The 18371-nt window shown below is 70.0% G+C and carries 18 protein-coding genes; 3 read left to right on the top strand and 15 right to left on the bottom strand.

Annotated features, from left to right (window positions below):
• The first annotated feature begins 109 nt into the window (after positions 1-109).
• Entirely contained in the window at positions 110-682 is a 573-nt protein-coding gene (locus AC6CQV_RS05875; RefSeq protein WP_498260504.1) for a type IV toxin-antitoxin system AbiEi family antitoxin, read from the top strand.
• Here AC6CQV_RS05875 and AC6CQV_RS05880 read toward each other — a convergent pair.
• The 12 genes from AC6CQV_RS05880 to pdxS form a co-directional block, all read right to left on the bottom strand.
• On the bottom strand, positions 661-2940 hold the full coding sequence (locus AC6CQV_RS05880; RefSeq protein WP_060959590.1) for a RelA/SpoT family protein: 2280 nt from the start codon (positions 2938-2940) through the stop codon (positions 661-663). The two genes, AC6CQV_RS05875 and AC6CQV_RS05880, sit on opposite strands and share 22 nt — an antisense overlap.
• A 59-nt stretch (positions 2941-2999) precedes the next feature.
• Entirely contained in the window at positions 3000-3989 is a 990-nt protein-coding gene (gene secF, locus AC6CQV_RS05885; protein ID WP_060959589.1) for a protein translocase subunit SecF, read from the bottom strand.
• Positions 3989-5728 carry a protein translocase subunit SecD gene (gene secD, locus AC6CQV_RS05890; RefSeq protein ID WP_498260505.1) on the bottom strand — a complete coding sequence of 580 codons (1740 nt, stop codon included), beginning with the start codon at positions 5726-5728 and terminating at the stop codon, positions 3989-3991. The genes secF and secD overlap by 1 nt, the downstream gene beginning before the upstream one ends.
• A 38-nt stretch (positions 5729-5766) precedes the next feature.
• Positions 5767-6207 (bottom strand): preprotein translocase subunit YajC, encoded by a 441-nt coding sequence (locus AC6CQV_RS05895; protein ID WP_498260506.1) that lies wholly within the window; start codon positions 6205-6207, stop codon positions 5767-5769.
• A gap of 63 nt (positions 6208-6270) precedes the next feature.
• Positions 6271-7302, bottom strand: a complete 1032-nt coding sequence (ruvB, locus tag AC6CQV_RS05900; protein WP_205282990.1) for a Holliday junction branch migration DNA helicase RuvB — start codon at positions 7300-7302, stop codon at positions 6271-6273.
• Entirely contained in the window at positions 7295-7918 is a 624-nt protein-coding gene (gene ruvA, locus AC6CQV_RS05905; RefSeq protein WP_061781754.1) for a Holliday junction branch migration protein RuvA, read from the bottom strand. Before ruvA ends, ruvB begins: the two co-directional genes overlap by 8 nt.
• A gap of 58 nt (positions 7919-7976) precedes the next feature.
• Entirely contained in the window at positions 7977-8543 is a 567-nt protein-coding gene (ruvC, locus tag AC6CQV_RS05910; RefSeq protein ID WP_060959585.1) for a crossover junction endodeoxyribonuclease RuvC, read from the bottom strand.
• Between the two features lie 252 nt (positions 8544-8795).
• The gene (locus tag AC6CQV_RS05915; RefSeq protein ID WP_060959584.1) at positions 8796-9554 is read right to left on the bottom strand and encodes a YebC/PmpR family DNA-binding transcriptional regulator; all 759 of its coding nucleotides are present in this window, start codon (positions 9552-9554) and stop codon (positions 8796-8798) included.
• A gap of 33 nt (positions 9555-9587) precedes the next feature.
• Positions 9588-10121, bottom strand: a complete 534-nt coding sequence (locus AC6CQV_RS05920; protein ID WP_498260507.1) for a DUF1697 domain-containing protein — start codon at positions 10119-10121, stop codon at positions 9588-9590.
• A gap of 46 nt (positions 10122-10167) precedes the next feature.
• Positions 10168-10974, bottom strand: coding sequence for a hypothetical protein (locus AC6CQV_RS05925; RefSeq protein ID WP_498260508.1), 807 nt, complete (start codon positions 10972-10974; stop codon positions 10168-10170).
• Between the two features lie 43 nt (positions 10975-11017).
• On the bottom strand, positions 11018-11620 hold the full coding sequence (gene pdxT, locus AC6CQV_RS05930; protein WP_498260509.1) for a pyridoxal 5'-phosphate synthase glutaminase subunit PdxT: 603 nt from the start codon (positions 11618-11620) through the stop codon (positions 11018-11020).
• Complete coding sequence (gene pdxS, locus AC6CQV_RS05935) at positions 11614-12453, bottom strand: pyridoxal 5'-phosphate synthase lyase subunit PdxS (RefSeq protein WP_498260687.1); 840 nt, start codon at positions 12451-12453, stop codon at positions 11614-11616. Before pdxS ends, pdxT begins: the two co-directional genes overlap by 7 nt.
• Before the next feature lie 134 nt (positions 12454-12587).
• Here pdxS and AC6CQV_RS05940 point away from each other — a divergent pair, with 134 nt between their 5' ends.
• Positions 12588-13946: an aminotransferase class I/II-fold pyridoxal phosphate-dependent enzyme gene (locus AC6CQV_RS05940; protein WP_498260510.1), complete on the top strand. Its 1359-nt coding sequence runs from the start codon at positions 12588-12590 to the stop codon at positions 13944-13946.
• Between the two features lie 7 nt (positions 13947-13953).
• A complete protein-coding gene (gene pdxY / locus AC6CQV_RS05945) occupies positions 13954-14805 on the top strand; it encodes a pyridoxal kinase PdxY (RefSeq protein WP_498260511.1) in 852 nt (283 codons plus the stop codon).
• A 343-nt stretch (positions 14806-15148) separates the two neighbouring features.
• Here the strand turns inward: pdxY and AC6CQV_RS05950 are convergent, their stop codons facing one another.
• The 3 genes from AC6CQV_RS05950 to thrS form a co-directional block, all read right to left on the bottom strand.
• Positions 15149-15613: an SMI1/KNR4 family protein gene (locus AC6CQV_RS05950; protein WP_498260512.1), complete on the bottom strand. Its 465-nt coding sequence runs from the start codon at positions 15611-15613 to the stop codon at positions 15149-15151.
• 13 nt (positions 15614-15626) lie between these two features.
• On the bottom strand, positions 15627-16196 hold the full coding sequence (locus AC6CQV_RS05955) for an HIT family protein (RefSeq protein ID WP_492490701.1): 570 nt from the start codon (positions 16194-16196) through the stop codon (positions 15627-15629).
• Positions 16197-16269: 73 nt separating this feature from the next.
• Positions 16270-18288 (bottom strand): threonine--tRNA ligase, encoded by a 2019-nt coding sequence (gene thrS / locus AC6CQV_RS05960; RefSeq protein WP_498260513.1) that lies wholly within the window; start codon positions 18286-18288, stop codon positions 16270-16272.
• Positions 18289-18371: the final 83 nt, after the last annotated feature.

The following is an 18371-nucleotide window of genomic DNA, read 5'->3' on the forward strand; positions in this document are numbered from 1 at the left end:
CTGCTCCCTGCCTCTGCGGCTTCCTCCCCGGCGGGGGCGTCGCTCGCGATTGTCCACAGTTCGGTGCCTGTCGTGCCTGCCCGCACGCCGCGGGCGTGAGACTGCCGTCATGCCCTGGCCGTTCCTCTACTTCCCCGGCGACCGTCTGTCACGAACCGAGCTGTCGGCCGCGCGTCTCGACGGTCATGTCGTCGAGGTCGGCGAGGCGTACATGCCCGCCGACGCCGTCGAGACCCGGGAACTTCGCGCCGGATCGGCGCGGTCGTGGTTGTCGGCCGCGCTGGCGTTGACGCACGAGTCGGCGGCCTGGGTGCACGGCGCCCTCGCCGAGCCCCCGGTGCGCCAGCGGGTGCAGCGCGTGACGGCGCGCCGCATCCCGTCGGTGCTCGACGTGCGGCTCGTGTACCGGGATGTCGCGCTCCGGCCGGAGGACGTCGAGGTCATCTCGGGCGTCGCGGTGACCACACCGGAGAAGACCCTCGGCGATCTGGTCCGCGATCTCTGCGGCGGCATCGACACGCAGGGCGCCGTCGACGCCCTCCTGGCGTGGCGCCCCGGCCTCGCCCGGTCGACGGCGGATGCGGTGGCAGAGGGGCCGCCACTGCATCACAAGCGCGCGGCGATCGTCTACCTCCGCGCGCGGGCGCAGGAGGTCCGGGCTCAGGAGGAGGTGACGCGGTAGACGTCGTAGACGGCGTCGATGCGGCGCACCGCGTTCAGCACGCGATCCAGGTGCACGATGTCGCCCATCTCGAAGACGTACCGGCTCAGCGCCAGGCGATCGTTGGTGGTCTGCACGGAGGCGGACAGGATGTTCACGTGGTGCTCGCTGAGAACGCGCGTGATGTCGCTGAGCAGCCCGGAGCGGTCGAGGGCCTCGACCTGGATGTGCACGAGGAAGACGCTCTTGGTCGTCGGGGCCCACGAGACGTCGATCATCCGGTCGGGGTCGTCCTTGAGCGAGCGCACGTTCGTGCAGTCCGCGCGATGCACCGACACGCCGCTGCCGCGCGTGACGAACCCGACGATCTGGTCTCCGGGGACGGGCGTGCAGCATTTCGCGAGCTTGACGAGGATGTCGGGCGCCCCGCGTACCAGCACGCCGGAGTCTCCCCCGCGCGGAGCCTTCGAGCGCCCGATGTGCGGGATCTCGATCGGCCCGGTGGAGGTGTCCTCCTGCGAGCTGACGAGCGCCGTGACCTTCTCGAGCACCGACTGGGTGGACACGTGTCCTTCGCCGACGGCGGCGTAGAGCGCGGTGACGTCCTCGTAGCGGAGCTGATGGGCGACCTCGGTGAACGAGTCCTGGTTCATCAGCCGCTGCAGCGGCAGGTTCTGCCGTCGCATCGCGCGGGCGATGGCGTCCTTGCCCTGCTCGACGGCTTCCTCTCGGCGTTCCTTCGTGAACCACCCGCGGATCTTGTTGCGGGCACGGGTGCTCTTGACGAACCCCAGCCAGTCCTGGCTCGGGCCGGCATCCGGGTTCTTCGAGGTGAACACCTCGACGACGTCACCCGAGTGCAGCTCGGACTCGAGGGGAACGAGGCGCCCGTTGACCTTGGCGCCCATCGTCCGATGGCCGACCTCGGTGTGCACGGCATACGCGAAGTCCACCGGCGTGCCACCGGCGGGAAGACCGATCACGCGTCCCTTGGGCGTGAAGACGTAGACCTCTTTCGCCCCGATCTCGAAGCGCAGCGAGTCGAGGAACTCGCCCGGATCGGCCGTCTCGGCCTGCCAGTCGGAGATGTGGGCGATCCACGCCATGTCGGTGTCGACCGACTTGGCCTCGGACTTGCCGCCGGCCATCCGCTCCTTGTACTTCCAATGCGCCGCCACGCCGTACTCGGCCTGCTGGTGCATCTCGTTGGTGCGGATCTGGATCTCGACGGTGCGTCCGCCGGGACCGATCACCGTCGTGTGCAGCGACTGGTAGAGGTTGAACTTCGGGGTCGCGATGTAGTCCTTGAACCGGCCGGGGATCGGTGTCCACCGCGCGTGGATCGAGCCCAGCACCGCGTAGCAGTCGCGCACGGTGTTCACGAGCACGCGGATGCCGATGAGGTCGTAGATGTCGTCGAACTCGCGGCCGCGCACCACCATCTTCTGGTAGACGGAGTACAGCTGCTTGGGGCGCCCCATCACGCGACCGCGGATGCGCAGATCGCGGAGGTCCGCCTCGACCGCCTCGATCACCTTGTGCATGTACTCCTCGCGCTGCGGCGTGCGCTGCTTCACGAGGCTGTCGATCTCGGCGTAGAGCTTCGGGTGCAGGACGGCGAAGGAGAGGTCTTCGAGCTCGCTCTTGACGGCCTGGATGCCGAGGCGATGCGCCAGCGGGGCGTAGATCTCGAGCGTCTCGGTCGCCTTCTTCGCCGCCTTCTCCGGCGGGACGAAGCCCCAGGTCCGTGCGTTGTGCAGGCGGTCGGCGAGCTTGATGATCAGCACCCGGATGTCCTTCGACATCGCGACGATCATCTTGCGGACGGTCTCGGCCTGCGCGGCATCCCCGTACTTGACCTTGTCGAGCTTGGTGACGCCGTCGACGAGCATCGCGACCTCGTCGCCGAACTCCGCGGCCAGCTCGTCGAGGCGGTAGTCGGTGTCTTCGACGGTGTCGTGCAGGAGGGCCGCGGCGATCGCGCGGGGACCGAGGCCCAGGTCGGCGAGGATCTGCGCGACCGCGAGCGGATGCGTGATGTAGGGCTCGCCGCTCTGACGCTTCTGCGCCGCATGCGCCCGAGCGGCCACCTCGTAGGCGCGCTCGATGATGGCGACATCGCCCTTGGGGTGGTGCGTGCGCACCGTGCGGATCAGCTGCTCGAGGCCGTTGCGCGACGGCGCGCGGGAGAAGATGCGCGGCACGAGGCGGCGCAGGGAGGAGCTGGGCGGTGGCGCGACGTTTCCGGCACTGTTGGACGTGGGAACCGTCTCGGCCATCCGCTCACCTCCGCCTTGAATGATCCGTCAATCCTACGCCCGGGCCCACGGCGCCGCGTTCACGCCTCGACGCGCGCGCGTTCGCGTGCCGCGAGCACCCGGGTGTCGCGCGCCTTCAGCTCCGTCTCGTTCTCGCGCAGCAGCGAGTACAGGGGGGCGGCGACGAAGAGCGTCGAGTAGGCCGCGACGATCGTTCCGACGAAGATCGACAGCGAGATGTCGGTCAGCGTCTGCGCACCCAGCCAGAGCGCACCGATGAACAGGATCGCGCCGGTGGGCAGGGCCGCGACGACGGTCGTGTTGATCGAGCGGATCAGCGTCTGGTTGACGGCCAGGTTGACCGACTCGCCGAACGTCCGCCCCGACTTCTCGCCGTCCTCGCGCGTGTTCTCCCGCACCTTGTCGAAGACGACGGTGGTGTCGTACAGCGAGTAGGACAGGATCGTCAGGAAGCCGATGACGGCGGCCGGCGAGATCTCGAACCCGAACAGCGCGTAGACGCCGACCGTGATCACGAGGACGTCGACGAGGCCGATGATGGCCGCGACGGACATCTTCCACGTCCGGAAGTAGATCGCGAGGATGACGAAGGTCAGCGCGAGGAAGATCGCGAGACCCCACAGCGACTGGCGCGTGACGTCCTGACCCCAGCTGGGTCCGATGAACGACGAGCTGACGTCCGACTCCTGCACGCCGAACTCCTGCGCGAGCGCGGTCGTGACGGCCTGTGTCTGGGTGTTGGTCATCTGGTCGGTCTGGATGCGGAGCGCGTCCGAGCCGATCGTCGTGACCTTGGTGGTCGCCCCGGGGACGACGGACTGCACGGCGGCGGTCGCGGCGGTCTGGTCGGGGCTCGCGACCTGGTTGACGGTGAACTGCGATCCGCCGGTGAACTCGATCGAGAACTGGATGGGGCGGAACAGCGGGACGAGGGCCGCTCCGATGACCAGCACCGCGGCGATGATGAACCACAGGCGACGGCGTCCCACGAAGGGGAAGGAGGTCTTTCCGGTGTAGAGGTCGTTTCCGAACTCGTTCATGGAGCGCATCAGTCGTCTCCCTCCGTCGTCGAGCTCGGTCTGGTTCCGTTCTTGCCCGCCAGTTCCGCCTGCTTGCGTTCGGCGATCGTCTGTCGGCGCTCCGCCTCTCCGCGCGAGCGTGCGGCGCGCCGGGCTGCGGCACCCTTCGCGCCCTCCGACACCGGCGCACGGAACTGCGCGCGGCCCCGGTAGACGGCGCCGAGTGCTTCGGGGTCCAGGCCCGACAGGGGGTGACCCCCGCCGAAGAAGCGCGTGCGGGCCAGCAGCTGGAGCACGGGATGCGTGAAGAGGATGAAGATCAGGATGTCGATCAGCGTCGTGAGCCCGAGGGTGAAGGCGAAGCCCTTCACCGTCGCATCGGCGAGGATGTAGAGCACGACGGCGGCGAGGATGTTGATCGACTTCGAGATGTAGATCGTGCGCTTGGCGCGACCCCACCCGTCCTCGACGGCGCCCGTGATCGACTTGCCGTCGCGCAGCTCGTCGCGGATGCGCTCGAAGTACACGATGAAGGAGTCCGCCGTGAACCCGATCGTGACGATCAGGCCCGCGACGCCGGCGAGCGACAGGCGGAAGCCCATCCGCCACGCGAGGATGCACAGGGTGATATAGGTCAGCACGCCCATCACGCCGAGCGACGCGATGATCACGAAGCCGAGGGCGCGGTAGACGATCAGCGAGTACAGGGCGACGAGAGCGAGTCCGATCAGACCCGCGATGAGGCCGATCTGCAGCTGCTGCGAGCCGAGCGTCGCGGAGATCGCGTTGTCGCTGACGATGCCGAAGCTGAGCGGCAGGGCGCCGTACTTGAGCTGATCCGCGAGCGTCTTGGCGCTCTCCTGGTTGAACGAGCCGCTGATCTGCGGCTTGCCGTCGAGGATGACGCCGTTCATCGACGGAGCGGAGATGACCGCGCCGTCGAGCACGAAGGCGAACTGGTTCTGCGGGCTCTTGCCGGCCTGCGTGAACGCGTAGAGGCGCTGGCTCACCTCGCCGAAGGTCTTGGTGCCCTGCTCGTCGAACACGATGTTGACGACCCACTGGCCGTTCTGCGTGTTCATGCCGCTGGTCGCGTCGGTGATCGCCGATCCGTCGAGCTCGACGGGACCGAGGAGGTACTTCGCGGTGCCGGTGGGGTCACAGGCGATCAGCGGCTCACCGGCGGGGCTGTTGGCGGGGTCGTTGTCGGCGGCGGCGCAGTCGTACGCCAGGAACTTCGCCTGCAGCGCGGGGGTGATCCAGTTCAGATCGCTCCCGTCGGTGGGCGACACCGTCGGCGTCGAGGCCAGGCCCGGGTCGGGCGTGGGATACGGCGTGGAGTTGCCGTCCTCTCCGACGTAGGACGTGCTCGCGGCGGTCGTGGCCAGCACCGCGCGCAGCTGCATCTGCGCCGAGGACTCGATGCGCTTGCGCGTCTCCTCATCGGCCTGGCCGGGGATCTGCACGACGATCTGGTTGCCGGCCTGGGTCGTGATGTCCGCCTCACCCACGCCGGACGCATCGACGCGCTGACGGATGATCGCGGCGGCCTGGTTCATCTGGTCGGTCGACGGCGTCGCACCGTCGGGCGTCTTCGCCTCGAGGATGATCTGCGTGCCGCCCTGCAGGTCGAGCGCGAGCTCGGGCGTCCAGGAGCTCTTACCGAAGACGTAGACGCCGAGCGCGTTCACGCCGAACAGCAGGGCTGTGATGACGAGGAGACCGGTCAGTGCGCGCCAGGCACGGCGCACCGGGGTGGGTGTGGCCACGGAGGGTCAGCTTTCTTCGGGAGCGATGCGCGTCTGGATCAGGCCTGGGGCTTCGCGTCGCCCGCGTCGGAGGCCTCGGTCGAGGTCTCGACCTTGCTCGCGGCGCGGTCGTCGCTCACCGAGGTGATCTCGCCGTCGGCGACATCCGCGGCGTACTCGGCCTGGTCGGACTCCGCCTCGATGAACTCGTCCTCGGTGACGGTCCCCTCCTCTTCGTCCGCGACGCGCAGGATGGCCTGGCTGTGGACCTCGACCTCCATGCCGGGGGCGAGCTCGACGAACGCGGGCTTGGACAGGTCTTCCCCGTCGTACGCCACGAGCGTGCCGTAGAGGCCACCCTGGAGGAGCACCTTGACGCCGGGGACCATCGCGCGGGCCTTGGCCTCCTGCTCCGCCTTCATGCGGGTGGCACGACGCCGCGAGCTCCAGAACATGAAGCCGAGCAGCGCCGCCATCGCGACGAGCAGAATCCAATCCATGCGGACACACCTTTCGGGAGCGCGCCGATCGACGCGAAGAAGGCGGCAGAAAGCCTTCAGTGATTATAGGTCATCGAATCTCAGCGCCTCGCCGGGCTGTGCGACGCGTAGATGCGCGTAGGCCTCGGGCGTCGCGATGCGCCCACGCGGTGTGCGCCCCAGGAAGCCGATGCGCACGAGGTAGGGCTCGACGACCGACTCGATCGTCTCCGCCTCCTCTCCCACCGTGACCGCGAGGGTGCTCAGGCCGACCGGACCCCCGCGGAAACGGCGGACCACGGCATCCAGCACCGCGCGATCGAGCCGGTCGAGGCCGATCGCGTCGACGTCGTACAGCTCCAGGGCCGCGGCCACGTGCGCGTCGGATGCGGTCCGGTCCGGCGTGCCGTGCACGATCACGTAGTCGCGCACGCGGCGCAGCAGTCGGTTCGCGATGCGGGGTGTGCCTCGGGAGCGGCGGGCGATCTCCGCACGTGCCGACCGTGGCAGATCGACGCCGAGGACGGCGGCCGATCGCGAGACGACCTGCTCGAGCTCGTCCGGCTCGTAGTACTCCAGGTGCGCCGTGAAACCGAACCGGTCGCGCAGCGGGTTGGGCAGAAGGCCCGATCGCGTCGTCGCGCCCACGAGCGTGAACGGCGCGAGGTCCAGCGGGATGCTGGTGGCGCCGGCGCCCTTGCCGACCATGATGTCGATGCGGAAGTCCTCCATCGCCAGGTACAGCATCTCTTCCGCGGAGCGCGCCATGCGGTGGATCTCGTCGATGAAGAGCACCTCCCCCGGCACCAGACTCGACAGCAGCGCGGCCAGGTCGCCGGCGTGCTGGATCGCCGGTCCACTCGACAGGCGCAGCGGTCGGCTGCTCTCGTGGGCGACGATCATCGCGAGGGTCGTCTTGCCGAGCCCGGGCGGGCCGGACAGGAGGATGTGATCCGGAGGACGCTGCTGGATGCGCGCGGCATCGAGCAGCAGCTGGAGCTGTCCGCGCACCTTCTGCTGGCCGACGAACTCGGCGAGCGACCCCGGTCGCAGCGCCCCCTCGACCGCGAGCTCGGTCTCGTCCTCGGCGAGGCTCGGATCGCGCGGGTCAGACACCGGCACGCTCCGGACGGGCCGGCCCCAGCTGCGCCAGCGCGAGCTTGAGCAGCGAGGGCACGGATCGACGATCGGCGTCGCCCGCGGCATCCACCACGATCGCGACGGCCTCGACGCTGGTGCGCTCGTTCCAGCCCAGTGCGGTGAGGGCGGCGACCACCTGGCCGGCGATGTCGTTGCCCGCGGATGCCGCGGGCGTCGCCGTCGCGCCGACCCCCGCCGGCAGCTTGCCGGCGAGTTGCACCACGATGAGCTTCGCGGTCTTGGGACCGATGCCCGACACGCGGCGGAAGGGAGCGTCGTCCTCGGCGGCCACGGCGTCGGCGATCTGCGCCACGCTCAGGGACGACAGCACGCCCAGAGCCGACTTCGGACCCACGCCGGACACGCTGAGCAGATGCTGGAACACCGTCAGCTCCTGCCGCTCGGCGAAGCCGAAGAGGGAGAGCGCATCCTCGCGGACGATGAGCGCGGTGTGCAGCATCGCGTCGTCGCCGATGTGGAGGGCACGGGCGACCTGGGCGGGCACAGCGACGCTGAAGCCGACGCCGCCGACCTCGAGGATCGCCGACTCGGAGTCGAGGTGCAGCACGCGGCCGCGCAGCGAGGAGATCATGCCACCACCCTAGACACCCGTTCGCAGATTTGTTCGATCGACACGCGCCCCGGCCGCCTCAGCGTCGGCTCGCGCGTTCGGCCTCCGCCCATGCGCGCTGGGCGGGCGTGAGGGTTTCGCCCGTGCCGCCCGCGACCGGCGTCCCCCGCCGCCATCCGTGGCAGAGGGCGATCGCGAGCGCATCGGCGGCATCGGCGGGCTGGGGCAGTGCGTCGAGGCGCAGCACGCGGGCCACCATGGTCTGCACCTGGAGCTTGTCGGCCGAGCCGTAGCCGGTGATGGCCGCCTTCACCTCCGAGGGCGTGTGCGTCGCGGCGGGAAGTCCGTGCTCGGCCGCGAGCAGCAGCGCGATGCCGCTGGCCTGCGCCGTGCCCATCACCGTGCTGCGGTTCTGCTGCGCGAACACGCGCTCGACGGCGACGACGTCGGGTCGGTGCGCCGCGAGCACCTCGCGCAGCCCCGCCGCGATGAGCGCGAGCCGCTCCGACACCGGAAGATCCGCGCCCGAGCGCACCACCCCGACGTGGACGAGGGTCGCGGAGCGGTCCGCCCGCACGTCGACCACGCCGACGCCGCAGCGGGTCAGGCCGGGGTCGATGCCGAGGATGCGGAGCGCGGATGCCACTCCCCCACGCTAAGCGCCGATGGCTGCGGACGGCGTTTCGACTCGCGGCTGCGCCGCTCGCTCAACGACCGGTTCGCCCGCTCCCCCCGGTCGTCGAGCGAGCGGAGCCAATAGCCCCCCCGGTCGTCGAGCGAGCGGAGCGAGCCGCCCCCCCGGTCGTTGAGCGAGCGCAGCGAGTCGAAACGCGGTCGTCGAGCGAGCGGAGCAAATCGCCCCCGGTCGTTGAGCGAGCGGAGCGAGTCGAAACGCGGTCTACTCGTCGTTCTCGAGCTCGGCCTGCACCTCGGCGCTGAGGTCGAAGTTGCTGAAGACGTTCTGCACGTCGTCGCTGTCCTCGAGGGCGTCGATCAGGCGGAAGATCTTGCGCGCGGTCTCCGCGTCGATCTCGACCTTGAGGTTCGGCACGAACTCCACGTCGGCCGACTCGTACTCGATGCCGGCATCCGTCAGCGCGGAGCGCACCGCCACGAGGTCGGAGGCCTCGGTGATGACCTCGAAGCCCTGAGCGTGCGGCTCGATCTCCTCGGCGCCGGCCTCGAGGGCCGCGAGCATCACGTCGTCCTCGCTCGTGCCCTCCTCGGAGACCACGATGACGCCCTTGCGGGTGAAGTTGTAGGCGACCGAGCCGGGATCGGCAAGCGTGCCGCCGTTGCGGCTGAGCGCGGTGCGCACCTCCGCGGCGGCGCGGTTCTTGTTGTCGGTCAGACACTCGATCATCAGCGCGACGCCGTTCGGGCCGTAGCCCTCGTACATGATCGAGGAGTACTCGACCGACTCGCCGCCGATGCCGGCGCCGCGCTTGATCGCGCGGTCGATGTTGTCCTTCGGAACGGACGTCTTCTTGGCTTTCAGGACCGCATCGAAGAGGGTCGGGTTGCCCTGGAGGTCCGGGCCGCCGAGCTTGGCGGCGACTTCGATGTTCTTGATGAGCTTCGCCCACGACTTGGCGCGGCGGGAGTCGATGACCGCCTTCTTGTGCTTGGTCGTGGCCCATTTGGAGTGTCCGGACATGATCTCCAGTTTACTCAGGCGACACCGCTGCTCTCAGCGCAGGATCTTGACGAGTGTGCGCAGGTTGCGCGTCGTGGTCGTGGGCTTGTACTCGGACCGGCCGAGCAGCCTGCCGAACGGCGTGTCCAGCGTGCGTCCCTTCTCGGGGCTCCAGTAGACGACGCCGAATCCGGGCTGTGTGGGGTCTTCTGCAGGGTCGAGGGATGCCGCGGCATCCACCAGCGCGTCGCGCACCGCCAGTTCGCTGCAGAAGACGACGTAGGGCTGTCGTGTTTCGTCGTCGGCGTCGAACGGGTACGTGGTGGTCGCGGCTTCCAGCTCGTCGAGCGTGATGAGCACGATCCACGCGTCGTAGTCGAAATGCTCCCGCAGAGCCGCCTCGATCCGCGCCTTGAGGTCGGCCCGTCCCGTGACGTCCACGTCGGTCGAGAAGCGGGCGTTGCCGCTGGCGAGCACCGTCTTCACGTCGTCGAATCCGAGCCGGCGCAGCAGCGCGGCCAGGTCCGCGCTGCGGATCGTGATGCCGTTGACGTTCACGCCGCGAAGCAGCGCCACCCAGGTCGTCATGCCGCCACGTTAGCCCGCCGCACAGACACCACACGCTCGAGGACGGTCAGTGGGGCGGGCGCAGGTCGCTGAGCGCGGTCGTTCCGCGGCAGCCGAGCTCGCCCGGCTGCAGGTACACGCGCGGCGCGTACACCCGCTCGGTCACGCCATCCACGCGGCGCACGAGCACGCATCTGCTCTCGGTGCCCATCGAGGCTCCGAGCGCGCCGTCGGCGGTCCGCACGACCTCGAGTGGGGCGAGGTGCTCGTAGGGGCCGGTGGGCGGGGTGAGTCGGGCCAGGATCGCGCTCTCCAGCTCGCTCGTCGAGGCCGTCGCAGAAGCGTCGCCGACCACCGCGAGGATCGCGTCGGCCGCCTCCTCGGGCACCACGAACACCGGGGAGGTGTCGGGCGGTGCCGTCACGGCCGTCGCTCCGTCGGGGCAGTCGATCGTGCGGACCGGGCTGGGAGCGCCCCACGGCCGCTCGTGAGCGACGGCTCCGTACCTCGTGAAGTCGACGGCGTAGCACGACGTGCTCGACACGGTGTCGGCGGACCACATATCGGTGCTGCGTGCGGTCATCTCGACGCGGAAGGACAGCGTGCCGAGCGGGTCGATCGGCTCCTGCGCGGTCTGCGGCGTGATGCCGATGAGGGTGATCGTGCTCCGGTCGCCGGTGGCCTCCGTGGCGAGCCGCGCCCATCCGTCGATGTCGGAGGCCTGCCGGGGCGAGATCTCCCCGACGAGCCACGCGACCGCGTCGCGCGCGGCCGCGTCCGCCGGGTTCTCGGGGGCCGCGCATCCCGCGAGGAGGACGACCGAGGCCGCACCCGCCACCGCGCTTCCGATCATCCGCGATGCGCGTCGTGCCATGGTGCGATCCTACGCAGCCGCCTCTGCGGGTCGCAGCATCCGCTCAGCGCGCGCGGGCGGCGACGAGGTCGAGCAACAGCGCGTGGAAGCGCGTCTCCCCCGACATCTCGGGGTGGAAGGCGGTGCCGAGCAGCGCCCCCTGGCGCACGGCGACGACCGCCCCGTCCGGCAGGGAGGCCAGCACCTCGACGTCCGGTCCGGTTTCCACCACCCGCGGTGCGCGGATGAAGGTGGCCGAGACCGGCTCATCGAATCCCGCGACCGCGAGCTCCGTCTCGAAGGAGTCGACCTGCGACCCGAACGCGTTGCGCTGCACGGTGACGTCGAGTCCGCCGAAGGTCTCCTGTCCATGGATGCCGTCGGTGATGCGATCCGCCAGCAGGATGAGCCCTGCGCACGTGCCGTACACCGGCATCCCCTCCGCGATCGCGGCGCGGATCGGCTGCTGCAGGCCGAAGGTGCGCGCCAGCTTGTCGATCACGCTGGACTCGCCGCCCGGGATGACCAGACCGGAGACGGCGGCCAGCTCGGCGGGTCGGCGCACCGCGACCACCTCCGCTCCCAGCGTCTCGAGGCTCCGGACGTGCTCGCGGACGTCTCCCTGGAGGGCGAGGACGCCGACCCGCGGCATCCCCGTCGTCACCATCCGCGCTCGGCGAGGCGGTGCGGCGCCGGGAGGTCGGAGACGTTGATGCCGACCATCGCCTCGCCCAGTCCTCGGGACACGTCGGCGATGACGGCCGCGTCGTCGAAGAAGGTGGTCGCCTTCACGATCGCGGCGGCCCGGGCGGCCGGGTTGCCGCTCTTGAAGATGCCCGAGCCGACGAACACGCCGTCGGCGCCCAGCTGCATCATCATCGCGGCATCCGCGGGTGTGGCGACGCCGCCGGCGACGAACAGCACCACCGGGAGCGTCCCGGTCTCCGCGATCTCGGCGACCAGCTCGTAGGGGGCCTGCAGCTCCTTGGCGGCGACGTAGAGCTCGTCGCGCGACAGTGCCGCGAGCGCAGCGATCTCGCCGCGGATCTTGCGGATGTGCTTCATCGCCTCGGAGACGTCGCCGGTGCCGGCCTCGCCCTTGGAGCGGATCATCGCTGCACCCTCGGTGATGCGCCGGAGGGCCTCGCCGAGATTGGTGGCGCCGCAGACGAAGGGGACGGTGAAGTTCCACTTGTCGATGTGGTTGACGTAGTCGGCGGGAGAGAGCACCTCGGACTCGTCGATGTAGTCGACGCCGAGCTCCTGGAGCACCTGCGCCTCGACGAAGTGGCCGATGCGCGCCTTCGCCATGACGGGGATCGAGACCGCCTCGATGATGCCGTCGATCATGTCGGGGTCGCTCATCCGCGACACGCCGCCCTGGGCGCGGATGTCGGCGGGCACGCGCTCGAGTGCCATGACCGCGACGGCCCCGGCGTCCTCGGCGATCTTCGCCTGATCGGGGGTGACGACGTCCATGATGACGCCGCCCTTGAGCATCTCGGCGAGTCCCCGCTTGACGCGGGACGATCCGGTGACGGGAGTGGACACGGCGGGCTCCTTCGGGAGGGTTCGGATGCCGGATATTGGCCTAGGCCAAAACGTAGCATGATCTGTCACATAGACTTCACGGTGTGACCAGCCCCCGCGGATCGACCACCGAGGTCCGCATCGTCGGCGCCACCGCCACAGAGATCGCCGACAGCGTGCGCCAGCACGTCGAGCGCGGCGTCCTCTCCCCCGGTGCGCCGCTGCCACCGGTGCGAGCGCTCGCCGATGAGCTCGGCGTCAACCGCAACACCGTGGTGGCCGCCTACCGCCTCCTCACCCAGGCGGGCCTGCTCGAAGCGCGCGGCCGCGCCGGCACGCGCGTCGCGGAACGCACCCCGGTCGCGCAGGAGGGCTTCGCGCGGGGCACCGTGCTCCGCGACCTCGCGGCGGGCAACCCCGACCCCGCGCTGATCCCCGACCTCCGCCCGGCTCTCGGGCGCATCGCCGGCCGGCCGGTGCTGTACGGAGAGCCCGTCATCGACCGCGATCTCGCCGCCTGGGCCGAGGCGTGGATGCGCGACGCCGTCGGCGACGACCGGGCCCTGCGCCTGACGATCACCGGCGGCGCCTCCGATGCGATCGAGCGCCTGCTCGCGCAGACGCTCACCCGCGACGACGCCGTCGCCCTCGAAGACCCCTGCTTCCTCGCGAGCCTGAACACCGTCCGTCTCGGCGGCTACCGCCCGGTCGCGGTTCCGGTCGACGACGAGGGCATGACCGTCGACGGCCTCCGCGCTGCGCTGGATGCCGGGGTGCGCGCCGTGCTGCTCACGCCGCGCGCCCAGAACCCGACCGGCGCCAGCCTGACGGCCGAGCGTGCCGCGGCCCTCCGCGCCCTGCTCGCGGACCACCCGTACGTGCTCGTGATCGAGGACGACCACTTCTCGCTGCTGTCCTCGCGGCCGTTCCACTCGGTGATCGCTCCCGGCCATCATCGCTGGGCGCTCATCCGCTCCGTCTCGAAGTTCCTGGGCCCCGACATGTGCCTCGCGGTCGTCGCCTCCGACCCCGACACCGCCGATCGGCTCGCGGAGCGTCTCAACCCGGGCGCCACGTGGGTCAGTCATCTGCTGCAGCGGCTCGCTCTGGAGCAGCTCACCGACGCGGATGCCGTCGCCGCGGTGGCCGCGGCATCCGCCCACTACGCGGCACGCAACGCCGCCGCCGCGGCGGCGCTGACCGCGCACGGCGTGCCGGTGTCGGCCGGTGACGGGCTGAGCCTCTGGGTGCCGCTGCCGGTGCCGGCACGCGCGGCATCCGAGCAGCTCATGCGCCGCGGCTGGCTGGCGCGTCCGGGCGACGAGTTCGTGCTCGAGAACGCCCACGCCGCCCGCCATCTGCGCCTCACGGTGCACGACCTGTCCGACGCCGATCTCGCGCGTCTGGCCACCGACCTGGCCGCGGCGATCCCCGCCGCAGCCGCGACTTCGAAAGCAGGATGATCGCCCGATGAAGATCCTCTCCATCCAGTCCGCCGTCGCGTACGGACACGTCGGCAACTCGGCCGCCGTGTTCCCCTTGCAGCGCATCGGCGTCGAGGTGCTGCCGGTGTACACGGTGAACTTCTCCAACCACACCGGCTACGGAGCCTGGCGCGGACCGCTCATCTCGCCCGACGACGTCCGCGACGTCATCACCGGGATCGAGGAGCGGGGCGTCCTCGGGGAGATCGACGTCGTGCTCAGCGGCTACCAGGGTGGGGAGGGCATCGCCGACGTCATCCTCGACGCGGTCGCGCGCGTGAAGTCCGCGAACCCGGCGGCGATCTACGCGTGCGATCCGGTCATGGGCAATGCGAAGAGCGGATGCTTCGTCGCCCCCGCCATCCCGATCCTGCTGCGCGAGCGCGTCGTGCCGGCGGCCGACATCATCACGCCCAACCAGTTCGAGCTCGGCTTCCTCACGCAGACCGAGCCGGGCGACCTCGCCTCGACCCTCGCGTCGGCGGACGCCGCGCGCGCGATGGGGCCGCGCACCGTGCTCGTGACCTCGGTCGAGCGCCCCGACGCGCCGGAGGGCACGATCGAGATGCTCGCCGTGACCGACGACGGCGCGTGGATCGTGCAGACGCCGCGCATCCCGATGAAGGCGAACGGGTCGGGCGATGTCACGGCGGCGTTGTTCACGGCCCACTACCGGGCGAGCGGGGATGCCGCGGATGCCCTCGCGAAGACCGTGTCGAGCGTGTACGACCTGCTGCAGACGACGTTTGACGCCGGTGCGCGCGAGCTCCAGCTCGTGGAGGCGCAGGAGTTCTACGCCCACCCGCGGCTGCAGTTCCCCGTCACGCGGGTGCGCTGAGGTTCGGCGTTTCGACTCGGCGCTGCGCGCCTCGCTCAACGACCGAGACTCTCCTCGCCGCGTTTCCGGTCGTTGAGCGAGCGCAGCGAGTCGAGACGCCCCTCGCCCCCGCTCCCGGTCGTTGAGCGAGCGCAGCGAGTCGAAACGCGGTGCGCCCGCCTTTCCGGTCGTTGAGCGAGCGCAGCGAGTCGAAACGCGCCTCGCCCGCCTTTCCGATCGTTGAGCGAGCGCAGCGAGTCGAAACGCGCCTCGCCCGCGCTTCCGGTCGTTGAGCGAGCGAAACGCCCTTCGCCGCGTTTCCGGTCGTTGAGCGAGCGCAGCGAGTCGAAACGCCCCCACCCCGTCAGAACAGGTCGTACGGCCAGCGTGCGCTGAGCTCGGGCGAGATCGCCTCCAGTGCGGCGCGGGTGCGCTCCACGGCGGTGTCGCTCGTCTCGTCAGCCGCCTCGAACGACGCGAGCACATGCCCCACCATCAGCCACTCCGTGATCGAGAGGTGCATCGGCGCGAAGCGCGACACGGCCCTCTCGCCGTCGACGTGATCGAAGAACCAGACGTCGCCCCGCGGCCCGAGCCACCATTCGTCGCCCTGGCCGTTGTCGCCGACGATCACCCATCCCGCGGCGACCTCGAGGTCCACCCAGTACAGCGGATCCTGCCGCTCCCGCGTCTCGGCGACGGCGCGGGCGACATCGAACGCGGTGATGTCGCCGCTGAGCTCGACGGTGGATGCCGGCAGCGCCCGGAGCCGGCTTTCGTCGACGGTCAGGGGCTCGGCGCTGTCGTCAGGCCCTCCGCCGCTCACCACGACGGCGCCGTCCTCACGCGTGCGGCCAGGCGGAGGCGACGGCTTCGCGCACCTCGCCGAGCAACTGGGGCAGGGCCTTCGTGCGCGCGATGATCGGGAAGAAGTTCGCATCGGACGCCCACCGGGGCACGATGTGCTGATGCAGGTGTTCGTCGACACCGGCACCCGCGACGGCGCCCTGGTTCATCCCGATGTTGAAGCCGTCGCAGCGCGAGACCTCGCGCAGCACCCGCATGCCCACCTGGGTGAGCGCGCCGATCTCGGCGACCTCCTCCGCCGTCGCCTGGTCGTACGTCGCGATGTGGCGGTACGGGCACACGAGCATGTGGCCGGAGTTGTAGGGGAACAGGTTCAGCAGCACGTACGACGTGACACCCCGGTGCACGATGAGGCCGTCGGCATCCGACTTCTGCGGCGCCGCGCAGAACGGGCACCCCGATCCGCGGAGGGCGTCGGCGCCCGTGTTGATGTAGGCCATGCGGTGCGGCGTCCAGAGCCGCTGGAAGCCGTCGGGGACGCCGGCGAAGGCGCTCGCCTCCTCGAGAGAGGCGTCTGCGTTTCGACTCGCCTCCGGCTCGCTCAACGACCGGGAGGTCGCCTCCGGCTCGCTCGACGACCGGGGGGTCGCCTCCGGCTCGCTCAACGACCGGGCCCTCTCATGCGAGGTCCTCCGCGGTGTTCACGAGCAGCTTTCCCGAGATCGCGGCGACGATCTTGTCGATCGCCTCGTCGACGGGGATGCCGTTGGTCTGCGACCCGTCGCGGAAGCGGAACGAGACCGTGCCGGCGGAGCGGTCCTGCTCCCCCGCGATCAGCTGCAGCGGCACCTTCTGGGTGGTGTGCGTGCGGATCTTCTTCGGCATCCGGTCGTCGGAGTGATCCACCTCGGCGCGTACGCCGGCGGCCCGCAGGCGCGCGACGATCTCGTCGAGGTACGGCGCGAAGTCGTCCGCGACGGGGATGCCGACGACCTGCACCGGTGCGAGCCACACGGGGAACGCGCCGGCGTAGTGCTCCAGGAGGATCGCGAAGAACCGCTCGACCGAGCCGAAGAGTGCGCGGTGGATCATCACCGGGCGGTGCTTCTCGCCGTCGGGTCCGGTGTACTCGAGCTCGAAGCGCTCGGGCTGGTTGAAGTCGAGCTGGATGGTCGACATCTGCCAGGTGCGCCCGATGGCATCGCGCGCCTGCACGGAGATCTTCGGTCCGTAGAATGCCGCGCCGCCCGGGTCGGGCACGAGCTCGAGCCCGGATGCCTCGGCCACCTCGCGCAGGGTCTCGGTCGCTTCGGTCCAGAGCTCGTCGGCCCCGATGAACTTCGGGTTGCCGTCTTCCTTCGTCGACAGCTCCAGGTAGAAGTCGTTGAGACCGTAGTCGCGGAGCGTCTGGAGCACGAAGTCGAGGCTGTGGGTGAGCTCGCCCTTGACCTGGTCGGCCGTCACGTAGATGTGGGTGTCGTCCTGGGTCATGCCGCGCACGCGCGTGAGGCCGGAGAGGGTGCCGCTCTTCTCGTAGCGGTACACCGACCCGAACTCGCTCAACCGCAGCGGCAGCTCGCGGTACGAGCGGCCGCGCGAGCGGAAGATCAGGTTGTGGAACGGGCAGTTCATGGGCTTCAGGTAGTACTCCTGGCCCTCGCGGCTGACGTGACCGTCGGCATCCACGACCTCGTCGAGCACCATGGGCGGGTACATGCCGTCGGCGTACCACTGCAGGTGTCCGCTGGTCATGAACAGGTCGCCCTTGGTGATGTGCGGGGTGTTGACGACCTCGTAGCCGCTCGCGAGCAGACGCTCGCGCATGTAGCGCTCGATCTCGTAGCGGATAATGCCGCCCTTGGGATGGAACACGCTGAGGCCGGGGCCGATCTCGTCGGGGAACGAGAAGAGGTCGAGCTCCTTGCCGAGCTTGCGGTGGTCGCGCTTGGCCGCCTCTTCCAGACGCTGCTGGTAGGCGCGCAGCTCGTCCTTCGTGGGCCACGCGGTGCCGTAGATGCGCTGCAGCTGCGGGTTCTTCTCGCTGCCGCGCCAGTATGCACCGGCCACGCGGGTGAGATCCCAGCCGTTGGACACGTAGCGGGTACCGGGAACGTGCGGACCGCGGCACAGATCGCGCCAGGCCACCTCGCCGTCGCGGTTCACGTTCTCGTAGACCGTGAGCTCGCCGGCGCCGATCTCGGCCGACGCGCCCTCGGCGGCGTCAGCACCCGAGCCCGGACCGCCGGCGAGCGAGATGAGCTCGAGCTTGAACGGCTCGTCGGCCATCAGCTCGCGCGCCTCGGCCTCGTCGACCACGCGGCGCACGAACCGCTGGTTCTCGCGGACGATGCGCTCCATCTCCTTCTTGATGGCCTTGAGGTCGTCGGGGGTGAAGGGGTCGACGTTGCCGAAGTCGAAGTAGAAGCCGTCGGTGATGGGCGGGCCGATGCCGAGGTTGGACTGCGGCTTGATGCGCTGCACGGCCTGAGCCATGACGTGCGCGGTCGAGTGGCGCAGGATCGACAGGCCGTCGGGGCTGTCGACGAGGACCGGCTCGACCTCGTCGGCGGCCGTGACGACCGTCGCGAGGTCTTTGAGGTCGCCGTTGACGCGCAGAGCGACGACGGAGCGGTCGGGGAACAGGGTGAAGCCGTCGGCGGGGTAGGTCACGGCCGCCGCGGGTGAGGCGTCAGTCAAGGAAGGTCTCCAGAAGATGGATCGGATGGGATGCTCAGCTTCGGGCGCCGCGCGCCCTGCCCGCTCAGGCCCAGATCGTTCGT

The organism is Microbacterium sp. EG9, from assembly GCF_059759475.1.